We start from the raw sequence: 14,865 nt of genomic DNA, 5'->3' as shown, positions 1-14,865 counted from the left end.
GCAGGAGTTTTCATGAACCACAACCTTTATCTGCAGTTTTATCCCCATTTCGAACGCCATCCTGACAAGGTGCTGATCGACACGCCCGAGGGCGAGCAATATCGCTACGCCGACGTGCTGATGCAGTCACGACGTTTTGCCGGCGTATTGCTGTCGCTGGGCGTCACGCCGGGTGATCGCGTGGTGGTCCAGGTCGACAAGAGTGCGCAGGCGCTGATGCTCTATCTGGCGGCGCTGCAGGTGGGCGCGGCATGGCTGCCGCTCAACACCGCCTATACCGAGGCCGAGATCGAATACTTTCTGACGGATGCCGAGCCGCGGCTTTATATTTGCCGGCCCGATGATCTCGCAAAAGCCCGGGGGCTGGCCAGCCGCTGCGGTGTGGCGCACGTCGAGAGTCTGGGCGTGCACGGTGACGGCAGCCTGATGCAAAAGGCCGCAGACGCCGCCGAGGAGACCGGGATTGCCGAAGTGGACCGCGACGACCTGGCCTCGATTCTGTACACCTCCGGCACCACCGGGCGCTCCAAGGGCGCCATGCTGACCCATGGCAACCTGGCCGCCAACAGCCAGGCACTGGTCGAGACCTGGCAGTTCAGCGAGCGTGATCACCTGCTGCATGCGCTGCCGATCTTCCATACCCACGGCCTTTTCGTGGCCTGCAACGTCACGCTCACGGTGGGTGGGTCGATGACGCTGCTGCCAAAACTGGATATCGAGCAGCTGCTGGATCTGATGCCGCGCGCCACGGTGCTGATGGGTGTGCCGACCTTTTATACCCGCCTTCTGGCCAGCCCCCGGCTGGATCGCGAACGCACGGCCAGCATGCGGCTTTTCATCTCCGGCTCGGCGCCGCTGCTGGCCGAAACCCATCGCGAGTTCTCCGAGCGCACCGGTCACGCCATTCTGGAACGTTACGGCATGACCGAAACCAACATGAACACTTCCAACCCCTATGACGGTGAGCGTCGGCCCGGTACGGTCGGCATGGCGCTGCCCGGCAGTGAGGTGCGCATTACCGACCGTGACAGCGGCCAGCTGCTGGCGGACGGTGAAACGGGGCTGGTCGAGGTGCGTGGGCCCAACGTGTTCAAGGGCTACTGGCGCATGCCGGAAAAGACCCGCGAAGAGTTCCGCGATGACGGTTTCTTTATCACGGGTGATCTGGGGCTGATCGATGACAAGGGCTATCTCAGCATTGTCGGGCGTGACAAGGATCTGGTGATCTCCGGGGGCTACAACGTCTACCCGAAGGAGATCGAACAGTGGATCGACGAGTTGCCGGAGGTGCTCGAGTCGGCGGTCATCGGTGTATCGCATCCGGATCTGGGCGAAGGCGTCACGGCGGCGGTGGTTCTGCGTGACAACGCTCGCCTCGAGGAGGTGCAGGTGCTGGCCGCCCTCAAGGACAAGCTGGCCCGCTACAAGCAGCCCGGGCGGGTGTTTTTCATCGACGCGCTGCCGCGCAACGTGATGGGCAAGGTGCAAAAGAACGTGCTGCGCGAGCGCTACGCCGACACCTACAAGGAGGCACCCGCTCATCACTGAGCCCGCCCGGTGGCACCAAGCGCATGGTAGGCCACCAGAAGGCAACTGACAGGCAACTGACAGGCAACAAGAACAACGACGATCCATGACGTCATTGTCGGCCGCAGCCATCGCGGTACTTCCACGATGGGCGGTCCGAACCGACAACCACAAGGAGATGAATCATGGTGATTTATGGCGTGGCACTGCTGGCCGGCTGCATGCTGGTCGGCCTGATCATTGGCGATGTGCTGGGGCAGCTGCTCGGCATTGATGCCAATCTTGGCGGCGTGGGGATCGCCATGCTGCTTTTGATTTTCGTGACCGGCTATCTCAAGACGCATGATCACCTGCCGGAAAGTACCGAAAGCGGCATCAACTTCTGGAACGCGATGTATATCCCGATCGTGGTGGCCATGGCCGCCAGTCAGAACGTGGCGGCGGCGTTCAGTGGTGGCATGGTCGCCATTCTGGCCGGCGCGCTGGCCGTGGCCCTGGGGCTTGCCATGGTGCCGCTTCTGACCGGCAAGCGCGTCGAGGACGCCGCGCCGCTGGATACCCGCCCGGCACCACCGGTCCAGGGCCGTGCACAACACTGATCCTGTTCTGCCATCCTACCGCTGAGGGCCGTCACCGGGCATTGCGCGACGGCTCACGGAGAGCTTCATGAACGATTCCATCATGTCACTGCTGGACAAGTATCATCTGATTGCGGCCTTTGCCGTCATCGGCCTGACCATGTTCGTTTCGCACTGGATGAGTAAACACCTGACCGCCAATCGACTGCACGGCTCGGCGATCGCCATTCTGATCGGGCTGGCGCTGGCCTATTTCGGCGGCATTTACACCGGTGGCGACCACGGGCTGGCGGATGTGTCGCTGTTTACGGGGCTGGGGCTGATGGGCGGCGGGATGCTGCGTGATCTGGCGATCATCGCCACCGCCTATGGGGTCCGCTTCACCGAAATCAAAAAGGCCGGAATGCGCGGGCTGGTGGCGCTCTTTGCCGGTGTACTGGTCTCCTTTCTGGCCGGCGCCGTGGTCGCCGTGGGCTTTGGCTATACCAGCGCCGTGGACATCACCACCATCGCCGCCGGTGCGGTGACCTACATCGTGGGGCCGGTGACCGGGGCCACGCTGGGCGCCAGCTCCGAGGTCGTGGCGCTTTCCATTGCCGCGGGACTGGTGAAATCGATTCTGACCATGATTGCCACACCCATGGTGGCGCGCATGATCGGGCTGGATAACCCGCGTTCGGCGATGATCTTTGGTGGGCTGATCGGCACCACCAGCGGCGTGGCGGCAGGTCTTGCCGCGACCGATGCGCGACTGGTGCCCTATGGAGCGATGACCGCCACCTTCTATACCGGGCTGGGCATCCTGCTGGCGCCCACGGTGCTGTTTCTGGGCGTGCGCCTGTTTTTCTAGGTGTTTGGTCCCGGGAAGTAGTGGTCTGGGTTCTGATGGAACCTGCCTAATTCACCCTGCTATATTTCCAGAATAAATCCGATGGATGTCCTGCCCTTCAGTGAGCGTAACGGCCGGGCACCGTTATAGGCCCAAAGATAATCCTTCAGATGCGTAGCCAGCTCTTCCAGCGTGGCGTAATGAAAGCTGCGGGTCGTGGCGTCCTTCAGGGTTCGGTTCATCCGTTTGACCTGACCATTGGTTATTGTTCCATGGGTGGAAGGGGCGGGTCAGGCGGTGCTCGATGCCGTGTTCACGGCAGATCACATCAAAGCGGTGCGGCTTGCAGGTCTCTGTGCCGCGGCGTTTGGCGAGCTGCGCACCGTTATCGGTCAGCACCATATGCACTTGGTAAGGCACCTGTTGCACGACGTCTTCCAGAAACGCGGTAGACTGATCGCGATTGGCCTTCTGATAAAGCCGGGCATGGACAAATTTCGAGGTGCGATCGACCGCCACGAATAGATATGCCCGCCCTTCGCCGGTGTGAACGTCACAGATATCGAGATGCAGATAGCCGATCGGAGTTGCCCTGAAGGTTTGTCCCTTTGCTTTTGGTCCGGTTTCACGTGGCAACCGGCTAATGTCATGGCGCTGATAGAGACGATGGCAGTAGTGTCTCAGCGCATCGCTATCGTAGCTCTTGTCCGGCACGATATAGCGGCTACGTTTGCGGGGACGGTCCGAACGACCCGGCAATCCCTGAGCAGAGAACCCAGAAAATACAATTGAGCATCTGCCGGTCATCCCGGCGCAGGCGCCCCATGGTCTGCGGGGGAGAAACGATGTCTTCGATCATGTGCCAACGCTAATCGGAAAGCTCGTAGCGGCCTGCCATGCCAGTCTCCTGTTCGGTGAACAGGGGCAGCGTAGCAGCCATGACTTTTCAGACAGAACATAAAGGACGTTTGGTTCGCAGCAGATGTCATCGCCGCCGAACCGAAAGGTCGGCGGCGATGGCGTTTCACGCACGCTCTGGCTCTTGCGTATGACCACAAGGGTGAAACGCCACTCTTCCAGCGCGTCATTCTGCCAGCGATAGGTTACTCCACCGGCAGCCCGTCACTCCTCCAGAAAATAGTCGCTGTCCAGTCGCTTGATCTCGAAGCGGTCGACGGTGGAGACGCCAACGTTGTGATCGATCATCAGCCGCGCCAGCTGCGGCCCGTCGATCAGGATGATGCGGGTTTCAAGGCCGGTCACGTACTCCTGCGCTTCGCGGGTGAAATGCGAGGTCGTGATGAATACGCCCTTGCGCGCCCGCTTGCCGGAAAGCGCCCCGGAAAACTTCTGAATGTCCGGTCGACCGACCGGATTCACCCAGCGCTTGGCCTGCAGATAAATGGTCTCAAGGCCCAGCGGGTCCTCGTTGATGATGCCATCGATACCGCCATCGCCACTCTGGCCGACGTTCTGACCGGCCGATTCGCCGCAGCCATAGCCCATGGTCATCAACACGTCGATCACCAGCTGCTCAAAGCGCGCCGGGTGGATCTGCTGCATCCGCTCGATCAGGTCGAACTCCAGATCGGCGCGAATGGCGCGCCATGACACTTCCATGCTCTCCAGCGGGGTCAGGCAGTCCGGCACGTCCTCGACGCTTGCGGCATCTTCCGGGCCCCCTGGGCGGGGCGCGTGGCTGCCGGTACGGCGGCGAAACTCGCGAAACGATTCAAAGCCCATCAGATAGGCCATGTCGATATGGCGTACTTCCCGCAGGGTGATGACGCCCTGCGGCGTGATCGCGACCAGTCCGCGACCGCAGGATTCGAGCAGGCCCGCCTTGCGCAGATAGCTGGCCGCCCAGGTCACGCGGTTATTAAAAAGATACTGCTGACCACTGGGGCTGAGCTGATGGCGCTCCTGCGGGGTCAGCTCGAAGGCATCGGCCAGCGGCGCGTAGCTGTCGCGCAGGCGCAGCGCCTCCACCCCGGCGGCAAGCTGCAAAAGGGGATACATCAGGGCGTGAAAATCGGGAATCGGCATACGGTGACGCGCACGGCTCCGGTAAAGGATCATCCGACCGGGCAATGCCCCGGCCGGTGATCGTATTGTCCTACACCTCCACCTGACTGCCCAGCTCCACGACACGGTTGGGCGGCAGATGGAAAAACTGCATGTTGCTGTGAGCGCTTTTGAGCATGAAGGAGAACAGCCGCTCGCGCCAGCGCGCCATGCCCACGTGCGGCGAGCTGACCAGCGTCTCCCGGCTCAGAAACCAGGTGGTTTTCATCGGCTCGAAGGGGAAGGGCGTGGCCGTGCTTTCCCGGGACCGGCTGAAGGCGCACAGCGCCTGCGGCACATCGTTGGTTTCCATGTAGCCAAAGTGGATGATGGCACGATAAAAGCCGTCCTCGAACGTTTCCATCTGCACACGCGCTTCACCGGCAAGCCAGGGGCGGTCATCGTTTTCGACCGTGACGATAATGATGCGCTCGTGCAGCACCTGATTGTGCATCAGATTATGCAGCAGCGCCCGCGGCAGTACTTCGCGCCGGCCGGAGAGAAACACCGCCGTACCGCTGACCCGGTGCGGCGGTTGACGGCGCAGGCTGTTGATCAGCCCTTCCAGCGGCAGGTCAGTGCCCACGCGTTTTTCCAGCAGCGCCCGGCCGCGCCACCAGGTGCTCATCAGGGTAAAGAGCACGATGCCGGCCAGCACCGGGAAGGCGCCGCCGTGAAAGAGCTTGGCGATATTGGCGCTGAAATAGAGCGCATCGACCAGCACAAAACCGGTCAGCAGTGGCAGGGCGGCCCACAGCGGCCAGCGCCACAGCTTGATCATGACCACCGACAGCAAAAGCGAGGTGATCAGCATGGTGCCGGTGACCGCAATGCCATACGCCGCCGCCAGACTGGTCGAGCTTTCAAAGCCCAGTACCAGCGCCACCACCCCGGCCATCAGGAGCCAGTTGACCGTGGGAATGTAGATCTGACCGCGCTCGGCGCTTGAGGTATGAAAGACACGCATGCGCGGAATGAAGCCGAACTGGATAGCCTGATAGGTCATCGAGTAGGCACCGGTGATCACCGCCTGAGACGCGATGATGGTCGCCACGGTGGCCAGAATCACCATCGGCCACAGCGCCCAGTCCGGGGCCAGCAGGTAAAACGGATTGCTGATCGCCTCCGGCCTCTGGAGCAGCAGCGCCCCCTGGCCGAAGTAGTTCAGCACCAGCGCCGGCAGCACGATCCAGAGCCAGGCGCGGGCGATGGGGCGGCGGCCGAAGTGGCCCATGTCGGCGTAGAGTGCCTCGGCACCGGTAATCGCCAGCACCACCGAGGAGAAGATGATGATGCCGATCCCCGGATTAGTGCGAAACAGCTCGAGGGCATGCAGCGGATTGACCGCGGCCAGTACCTGCGGCGCCTGACTGATGCCGTAAACGCCAAGCGCGGCCAGCGAGGCGAACCACAGCAGCGTGATCGGGCCGAACAGTTTGCCGACTGTCGCCGTGCCGCGCTGCTGGATCACAAACAGCGCAATCAGAATGCCCAGTGCCACCGGCACCACCCAGTGGGCGATGGGCGGATAGGCGACCTCGATCCCCTCGACGGCGGACAGCACCGAGATGGCTGGCGTGATCATGCTGTCGCCGTATAAAAGCGCCGCCCCCGCCAGCCCCAGCATCACCAGCGTCAACTGCAGATGGCGATGCGTCACACCGCGCCGCGCCAGCGCCGTCAGGGCCATGATGCCGCCTTCGCCCTGATTGTCGGCGCGCAGCACCACCAGCACGTACTTGAGCGTGACCACCCACACCAGCGACCAGAAGATCAGCGACAGGATGCCCAGCACGCCGCTGTCGTCAGGGCGCAGGCCGTAGCCTCCGGTGAAGACCTCCTTGAGGGTATACAGCGGACTGGTGCCGATATCGCCATACACCACGCCGACGGCGGCGATGGTCAGCGTCGTCATCGACGCATTGTGTGGCGATCCTGCAGCGTGGCCGGTTGTGGCGGTGGTCATTGACGATATCCATGTCGCGCCGTAGCGCGTGTTGGCGGGAAAAGGGCCCGAGCACCGACAGGATTATCGGCTCGGCTATCGGCATATTGAGATCGGCCGGCGCCTGCCACAACGCCGCCGGTGCGGTTTTTACGAAACTTTTACGCCGGGTGTATTGGGCGCTTGCGCGCCGGCGTGCACACTCAAGAGGTGGGCTTTCCGGGCGAGGGCGAGCGTGATGGATCAGGCGCAGGGGCGGGGTGATGTACACATGCTGGTGGCGGTGCCGGGTCGGATGGAAGCCGCGTCACTGATACGAACGGCGGCACAGATGGCGCGTCGGCGTGGGGATCGCTGGCGGGCGGTACATGTGGAGACCGCTCGTCGGCCCACACCACCGGCAGTACTGGAGAGCCTGTCGCACCAGGTGGCCCATCTGGGCGGTGAGTGGTGCCTGTTGAGTGGTGAGCGCGTTATCGATGAGCTGGCCGATCATGCCAGGCGCAGCCATGCCGACACGCTGGTCATCGGGCGCGCCGCACCGTCGTTCCGGTTATGGCCTCGAGCGGATATCGGCCATCGCCTGATGAGCGCGCTGGAGACGCTCGACATCGTGGTGGTCGCCGGCAGGCCCGCGCCTCGCCGCGGGCGGTGGCCGCACTGGCCCCGGCTGACCCGGCGTGAAGGATACTGGCCATTGGCCAGTGTGGGGCTGGCGCTGGTCGTGGCCTGGCTGGTGGCGCAGAAGATGGATCTGGCCAACCTCTCGCTGATCTTTCTGGGCGCGGTGCTGGTCACGGCGCTGGCCGCCGGCGCCCGGGCGGCCATGCTGGCCGCCGCTCTCTCCGCGCTGGCCTATAACTTCTTCTTTACCAGCCCGCGCTTTAGCCTCGAGATGATCGAGCACGGTGAGCTCTCCACGGTCGGGCTGTTTCTTCTGGTGGCCCTGATCGGCGGTCAACTGGGCGGGGCGCTGAGACGACGCATGATGGCGCTGCGTGAAAGCCGCCATCAGATTCGACAGTTGCTCATCACTGCCCGGGCGCTGTCGGCCGCACCGGATCGTGCCGGTATTCGCGACATTATTGTCAGCACCGTCTCGCGTGACCGCTCGTTGCCGTGTGCCTTTCTGGAATGTAAAGGAGCCGATGTCATCCCGACCCTCAGCGCCGCGCACCCGGGCGAGCTCGTGCTGGAAGGACTGGTCATGGAAGCGGCCACCTGGAGTTATCACCATGGCGAACCCAGCGGGGCAGGGAGCGCCATGTTCAGCGACCTGCGCTGGCGCATGGTGCCGCTGACCGATGCCTCCGGCGTTCTGGGCGTGATCGCCATGGCCATCGATGAGCGTCGCGAAGGGCGTGCGCGGGAGGAACCCGTGCTGCTCGACACGCTTTTTCGCCTCTTTGCCGCAGCGCTGACCCGGGTGACGCTGGTCGAGGCGCTGAACGATGCCCGGCTGGCCGAAGGCAACGAACGCCTGCGGGCTGCTCTGTTGTCCTCAGTATCGCACGACCTGCGCACGCCGCTGGCCTCGATCATTGGCTCTGCCAGTAGCCTGCGTGATCTCGATGACAGTCTGAACCGCGAGGATCGCCAGGAGCTTCTGGAGGCGGTGCTGGGTGAAAGCGAACGCCTTGATCGCTACATTCAGAACCTGCTGGACATGACACGGCTGGGGCATGGGTTGTCGATCAAGCGTGACTGGGTGGCCGCCGGTGATCTGTTCGAAGGCGCGCTGACGCGGCTGGGCCGGGCGCTGAATCGGGTTCATGTCGTGCGCTCGTGGGACGATGATCTGCCGCTTTTGCATGTGCATGCCGCCCTGATCGAGCAGGCACTGGTCAATATTCTCGAAAACGCCATTCGCCTCTCGCCGGAGCACGGGCAGATTACCCTGGCCGGCCACACCGACGGTGATCAGGTGTGTCTGTGCGTTCACGATGAAGGGCCGGGCGTCCCCGAGGCGCTGCGCGAGCGTATCTTCGAGCGCTTCTTTACCGGTGAACAGGCGGATTCCGGCCCGCATGGCAGCGGGCTGGGCCTCACGATCTGTCGCAGCATGGTGCGCGCACACGGCGGCGACGTGCATGTCGAGGCAGGCCCCAACGGGCAGGGCGCGACCTTTGTGATCCGCCTGGCACGCACCGAGACGCCCGAGGCGTTTGACCATGACGACTGACACGACCCATATCCTGATCATCGACGATGAGCGCGAGATTCGTCGCTTTCTGCGCATCAGTCTGCACTCTCAGGGGTTCGAGATCAGCGAGGCAGCCAGCGGCCGTGAAGGCATTGAAATGGCGCAGAGTGTCCTGCCCGATCTGATCCTGCTGGATCTCGGCCTGCCCGACATGGACGGACAGGAAGTGCTCAAGTCATTGCACTGGCAGTGCCGGGCGCCGGTGATCGTGGTGTCCGTGCGCGAAGGTGAAGAGGAGAAGGTCGCTGCCCTTGATGCTGGCGCTGCGGATTACGTGACCAAGCCCTTTGGCATTCGCGAGCTGCTGGCGCGTATCCGCGTGGCGCTTCGTGCCCACGCCGGGGCAGAAACGTCACTGACACCGATACGGGCCGGCGACATCGATATCGATCTGGTGCAGCGCCGGGTCAGTCGGGGTGGCGAAACGCTGCATCTGACCCCGCGGGAATACGCCTTTCTGGCCCGGCTGGCGCAAACGCCCGGACAGATCGTGACGGGCCGGCAGCTTTTGATCGAACTGTGGGGGCCGGTGTTTGAACACAACACGCACTACCTGCGCATCCTGGTCAGCCGGCTGCGCCAGAAACTCGGCGATGACCCGCGCACGCCCTCGCTGATCCAGACCGAAGCCGGCATCGGCTACCGACTGATGGTGGAAAGCGATACAGCGCCTTGAAAAGACAATGAAAATGGCCCCTGTTCATGCCGGCCCTGTCCCGTTAGAATAAGGCCCGTTGATGCGCAACGCATCACTGCCCGCGTGGCTCAATTGGATAGAGCAACGGCCTTCGAAGCCGTGGGTTGCAGGTTCGAGTCCTGCCGCGGGCGCCACTGACCCTTCCCAGGTATTCCTTTCCAGTCCTTTAAGCCCCTGAAAATGCTGTAAAAATAGCGCTTTCAAGGCTTCGCTATTACTGCTTTTTTTATTCAATTCAGCACCTGAAAGACATATATTCCGAACCAAGATCGGCCATCGGTATTTTTGGGTGCCGGGGCCATGCTGGCCAAAACAATACAGGCTCATGAGTGAGACTGATTAGAAGCCTACTGGTAAACGCTTTTAATAATGCGTTAACGTCACCACCCTTATTAACCCTTCCCGACACCAGGATAAAAGACATGTTGAAAGGTATTGTGATCTGCTTTGGCTTTCTGATCGCACAACTTGCCCTGCTGCACTATGTAGACCATCGCCAGACCAATAGCCGAACACAGGTCGAATACACGCAGACCAATACCCCCCAGGCGAACCTTCGCAACCGGGAGGGGCAGTTGACCCGGCGCGAAGATGAGAACAGCGACGACAATGCCGTTTGATGATGACTGCTGATTTTGAAAAGCCCCACCACGTGTGGGGCTTTTTTGTGGCCATGTGCAGCGATAAGAGCTCTGCCACATAGTGACCAGATACGGCTGGATTCAGGCATGTTCATTTCATTCTGGCGAGCGAAAGGGGGTCGTGATGAATGCTCCTTTTGTCTCATCCTCTCTTTACACAACTTTACTTAATCAGTGCGCTCGAATATTGTGCTGAAAAGACCTCAAGAGCTTGCAGTGCACCGCAGGAGACACCTGTTTTGAGGCCGCGGCCGGCGCGGTGGTCATATAACCGCTTTTTTACTGCACATCACTCTGCGACGGCGGTGTGAAATGCAAGAAAACGCATAATTTTTTTGGGGTCCAAAACCGCTGCGCGTCCCAGCACTGGGGCGGTCCGGCGGCCTCTGCAAGGGTGCAATAAAACCGACCCATTTAGCGCGCAGGCGGGGCGGGGAGTCGACAGCGCGTCGGGAGGTGAGAATTGGAAGAGAGATTGATGGTCGGGGTGCTAAGTGGATCGGCCCTATAAAAGGGTAGAGAAGTCTAGGGCTCATCGTAACTGAGGTGTTAAGCCATCAGTAGGGGCATGAGAAGGCATGCAAGCTGGCCAGTTACGACCCAGAGCGGACGTGGCGAGATTGGCAATGCGATCCAAGGTACGGGATTGACCACATTCTTGCCGAACGGACCACAATACAAAAAGGAGAAAGTCATGGGAGTTGTAGAAGAGATACTAGATCATCAACTAACTCAGGGTGTCTTCGATAATGCAACTTTTGATGGGGCGGGAGGAATTGCGAAACGTGCGATATCGCATGGCTTTACTTCATTATCACCAAAACAAAAAGCGATACTTGAGCCATACCTGTCAGTAACGTGCTCGGGTGTAACTGACCCAGGAGGGCATCACAACAACTGTTCTGTGAGGCTAGAAGGTGAGGCATTACTAGATGCTTATCGTCGATCTGATGATCAAGAAAACTTGACCTGTCAAAGTTGCGACAGCGAAGAGGGATATTACCGGCATCAGTGGGTAAAAATACAGAAAGAATAAAGATCAAATGACATCGTTTATTGAGAGCCCTCGCGGCCGAATGTAATCTAAAGCTTACTGGTGACCAAGCCGACATACTAGAAATGCGAGAGGTCAGAGACTAATAGCAAACAACCATCTAAACCTTAGCTGCCAAGAATGATTGTTGAATCGGTAGGCCCTATCGACAGAACTCATAAAAGGAGATAGCAATGGCTGTCAAGCATATACCAACTGGAGTAGTCCAAAAAGGTAACAAAGGGAGTAAGACTGGCTGTGGTTTCAATACCCGAGAAAACTCAGCCCATTGGATTCAATCCCATGAGCGAATCACTTATGATAAAAATGGGCGCAAGAATTAGACAATAATATAGTTCATCGATCAAGGGTATACAGAACACCATTTCTGTTCTGTGGGTTTTTTGCAGAACTTATTTAATGGCAGCTTGCGACCCAAAGCGGCCCTGCTGGCAAAGGCAGTATGCTCGTTTATTGGTTTTATATAGCCACGTCAAAGAAAACACACCGAAAAATCAATGGATTGGTGTGGCGGCATAAGAATGTTGAACGCGCGCGCTCGTTCAAGTCAATAAACGAGCCGGCTGTCTAATACCTGTTAACTGGCAACCCTGGTGGCAATCAGGCACAGGATAAAGCATGGACTTTGAAAAAATGGATGCGGCACTGGCTGCAGCTGAAGAATACACGAAAACAGATGAGTTTAAGCATGTTGTAAAAACGATGCTGATGACAAAGCTTGAAATAGAGCGTTTTATGCCTGCAAATGCAGATGATCCACGTTATGTAATAGTTAGTGGGCATTTGTTGATAGAAAAGTTATTTGAAGAGTTTGTTCGTTCCAATCTAAAGCGTCCGGAAATGATAGATGGTAAAGAGATAAACTATCGACAGTTGGTTGCTTTTGCTCAAGCCATGCAAGCCGAAGACGTAGTAATGCCATGGATGTATAAAGCAATGAAAATCTTAGCTTTGTTAAGAGACTTATATGCACATAACTTAACTCCTGATAATGGTGAGAAACAAATCAATAAATTCATCACCTTGGTAAATCAAAACCGGACCTGTGAGAAGGTGGCTATAGAAGGCGAATATGAAGAATTGGCCTCTGCAATAGTCAACCTATGCTTATTGCTTTCTGGCTTACTAAAGCGATCTTAAAGGTTCGTTGAAAGCCAGTTAAACGGCGTTAACTTGAGTCGGCTACAGTGACGAGAGATAAACCAGAATAAAGGCTATATGAACTACATCTTCCTCGATACATGTGTCTTGCTGGATGTTTCCACGAAGAGGAGTGATCTCCCCCTCGTATCTGCACTAGAGGAACTGGTGGGCTCAAGCAGTGTGAAATTGGTTTTAGCCGATCTGGTTATTGAAGAGTATGAGCGAAATAAAGAGAGTGTGGCGAAGAAAACTGCTCAACGATTGTCTCAAGAGTTCAAGCAGGTCAAAGCTGTGGTAAATGAGTTTGCTGGTGAAAAGCAAGCCGAGACCATGGAAGTTCTAAATGATATCAATGCAAGATTGCCGCTTTTGACTGAAGCGAACTACGCAACGATCCATAGAGTTGAAAGGTTAATTGAATCTGCAAAGATCATACCAGTTAGTGACCGTGCTAAAATCGCCGCCGTTCAACGTGGGCTCGAAAAAAGAGCTCCGTTTCATATCAGCAAAAACTCTGTCGCGGATGCTGTCATCATTGAGCAGTTTTTTGAATTTATGAGCAGCCTCAACAGTAATCATGATACCTGCATTTTTGTTACCCATAATCACAGCGACTTTTCCTCGAAAGATCATCGAAAGCCACATGCAGATTTTGACGAGATATTCTCAATCTCGAACTCTTTATACTTCAACAATCTAGCTTCAGCTATCGATCAGATTGCTCCAGACTCGCTCGCTGAATTCGAGTTTGAGCACGATTTTACAGAAGAAACTCGGGGTTTGAGAGAAATGTTGGACGCTATGGATGAGTTGGTTGATAAAGTCTGGTACAACCGCCACCAAAATCGTATGTGGGGTATCGAACATGGTGAAATTGAAGTCATACCAGAAGGAACCGAGCGCTATGGATCAGATGTGATTCATGAGCATATCCTCGAGGGTGCTATCAAGTCAGCCGAACGCGTGGAAGGAAAATATGAAGACACAGGTCCATGGAGTGACTTTGAGTGGGGGATGATCAATGGCAAGTTATCGGCACTACGTTGGGTGTTAGGTGACGAATGGGATATGTTAGACACCTAAAGGTAACAAAGCATTACAACGGACAAGCCGTTGAATGCGGCGTTAGGCTGAAATAAGTGACTCTAAGGTTTATGCATGTCGAACTATTCAGAATCAGATAAAACTGGTGATATTGGAGTTGATCTTGTTTCATTAAAGGTAAAGCGAGAACTTTCTTGGATCTTCCGTGAGCAACCAAAGAATGATCTTGGTATAGACGGTCATATTGAAATAGTAAACGAAAACAGAGAAGGTACTGGTCGCCTAATTGCAGTACAAATTAAAACAGGGAAGTCATATTTGAAATATGAAAAAGAAGATGGCTATGTTTTTTATGGTGAAAACAAGCACCTTAAATACTGGCTGCTTCATTCGCTACCTGTAATAATTATTATATGTGACGAACAAAGTGATGTTTGCTGCTGGGTGGAAGTTACTCGCACGAATGTAGAAGACACAAGGTGCGGATGGAAAATTTTGGTACCAAAAAACCAAACCATTAACCATGAGAGTAAAAGTAGGCTTGTTTCTATTGCGGGAATGCCACAGCATTCAGATATCGTAGAGCTAGCACTTTTCAAGTTTCTGAGCGAAAAGTATCACAAGTATTCAGAGTATGGACGTCTTGATATATGCCCACTAATGTATGAGCCACGAGACTTCATGTATTTTACATGTATGGGGGAGCTTGAGAAGACATTTGAATATGTATACGTTGCACACCACTATGATATTTATGAAGAGTTTTCAATATCGCATTTAGATAAGTTTATTTCATGGAGAGATCTCAATATTTCTTCTTGTGGTCATTCACAAGACAAGCCTAGATTATTCGTTTTTGTTATTTCTGAAAGCAAAGAAAAACTAGCGCTATCTGAAGAGGTTGTTTGCCGAATGAACTCTTGTGAAGGTATTGATGTTTTTAGACTCTTGTATACATATTCAGATATGCTTTCACCTACTGATGGGAAGTTTTATACATTAACTGAGCTAGGTGAAACCAATGAAGAAATTTACATGTACTAGGTGTATGGTCCCGGAGTGTAGTGGTTTATGGTATGACTCACTAACGGAGGAGGATCCATGGCTCAGATACTTCACCAACGCGCCACGACCACGCAC

Annotated in this window: 12 protein-coding genes, 1 tRNA gene and 1 pseudogene; 11 read left to right on the top strand and 3 right to left on the bottom strand. The window is 56.8% G+C overall.

Annotated elements, in window-relative coordinates:
- The first annotated feature begins 12 nt into the window (after window positions 1-12).
- From BM079_RS13590 to madM, 3 genes are all read left to right on the top strand, one after another.
- On the top strand, window positions 13-1,548 hold the full coding sequence (locus BM079_RS13590) for a malonate--CoA ligase (RefSeq protein ID WP_090135102.1): 1,536 nt from the start codon (window positions 13-15) through the stop codon (window positions 1,546-1,548).
- A gap of 164 nt (window positions 1,549-1,712) precedes the next feature.
- Window positions 1,713-2,126: a malonate transporter subunit MadL gene (gene madL, locus BM079_RS13585; RefSeq protein WP_090135100.1), complete on the top strand. Its 414-nt coding sequence runs from the start codon at window positions 1,713-1,715 to the stop codon at window positions 2,124-2,126.
- Window positions 2,127-2,193: 67 nt separating this feature from the next.
- Entirely contained in the window at window positions 2,194-2,955 is a 762-nt protein-coding gene (gene madM / locus BM079_RS13580) for a malonate transporter subunit MadM (RefSeq protein ID WP_090135096.1), read from the top strand.
- A gap of 95 nt (window positions 2,956-3,050) precedes the next feature.
- On the opposite strand, the pseudogene BM079_RS13570 reads toward madM, so the two are convergent.
- From BM079_RS13570 to BM079_RS13555, 3 genes and pseudogenes are all read right to left on the bottom strand, one after another.
- Window positions 3,051-3,741: pseudogene (locus BM079_RS13570) on the bottom strand (DDE-type integrase/transposase/recombinase); the annotation flags it as partial.
- 315 nt (window positions 3,742-4,056) lie between these two features.
- Window positions 4,057-4,980: a restriction endonuclease gene (locus tag BM079_RS13560; protein WP_090135089.1), complete on the bottom strand. Its 924-nt coding sequence runs from the start codon at window positions 4,978-4,980 to the stop codon at window positions 4,057-4,059.
- A gap of 70 nt (window positions 4,981-5,050) precedes the next feature.
- Entirely contained in the window at window positions 5,051-6,964 is a 1,914-nt protein-coding gene (locus BM079_RS13555) for a potassium transporter Kup (protein WP_090135087.1), read from the bottom strand.
- 217 nt (window positions 6,965-7,181) lie between these two features.
- Here BM079_RS13555 and BM079_RS13550 point away from each other — a divergent pair, with 217 nt between their 5' ends.
- The 8 genes from BM079_RS13550 (at window position 7,182) to BM079_RS13510 (ending at window position 14,769) form a co-directional block, all read left to right on the top strand.
- A complete protein-coding gene (locus tag BM079_RS13550) occupies window positions 7,182-9,125 on the top strand; it encodes an ATP-binding protein (RefSeq protein WP_090135085.1) in 1,944 nt (647 codons plus the stop codon).
- The gene (locus BM079_RS13545) at window positions 9,115-9,822 is read left to right on the top strand and encodes a response regulator (protein WP_090135083.1); all 708 of its coding nucleotides are present in this window, start codon (window positions 9,115-9,117) and stop codon (window positions 9,820-9,822) included. Before BM079_RS13550 ends, BM079_RS13545 begins: the two co-directional genes overlap by 11 nt.
- Window positions 9,823-9,900: 78 nt before the next feature.
- Window positions 9,901-9,977, top strand: a tRNA-Arg gene (locus tag BM079_RS13540).
- Between the two features lie 288 nt (window positions 9,978-10,265).
- Window positions 10,266-10,463, top strand: a complete 198-nt coding sequence (locus tag BM079_RS13535; protein ID WP_090135081.1) for a hypothetical protein — start codon at window positions 10,266-10,268, stop codon at window positions 10,461-10,463.
- 715 nt (window positions 10,464-11,178) lie between these two features.
- On the top strand, window positions 11,179-11,520 hold the full coding sequence (locus tag BM079_RS13530) for a hypothetical protein (RefSeq protein WP_090135079.1): 342 nt from the start codon (window positions 11,179-11,181) through the stop codon (window positions 11,518-11,520).
- A 636-nt stretch (window positions 11,521-12,156) separates the two neighbouring features.
- On the top strand, window positions 12,157-12,678 hold the full coding sequence (locus tag BM079_RS13520; protein WP_090135075.1) for a hypothetical protein: 522 nt from the start codon (window positions 12,157-12,159) through the stop codon (window positions 12,676-12,678).
- Between the two features lie 78 nt (window positions 12,679-12,756).
- Window positions 12,757-13,764 carry a PIN domain-containing protein gene (locus tag BM079_RS13515; protein WP_090135071.1) on the top strand — a complete coding sequence of 336 codons (1,008 nt, stop codon included), beginning with the start codon at window positions 12,757-12,759 and terminating at the stop codon, window positions 13,762-13,764.
- 75 nt (window positions 13,765-13,839) lie between these two features.
- On the top strand, window positions 13,840-14,769 hold the full coding sequence (locus tag BM079_RS13510) for a DUF4365 domain-containing protein (protein ID WP_090135069.1): 930 nt from the start codon (window positions 13,840-13,842) through the stop codon (window positions 14,767-14,769).
- Window positions 14,770-14,865: the final 96 nt, after the last annotated feature.

The organism is Kushneria avicenniae (genome assembly GCF_900112585.1).
In the GTDB taxonomy this organism is placed as follows: Bacteria; Pseudomonadota; Gammaproteobacteria; order Pseudomonadales; family Halomonadaceae; genus Kushneria; species Kushneria avicenniae.
Note: the sequence above shows the minus strand (reverse complement) of the source record. Positions and strands in the feature narration are given on the sequence as shown.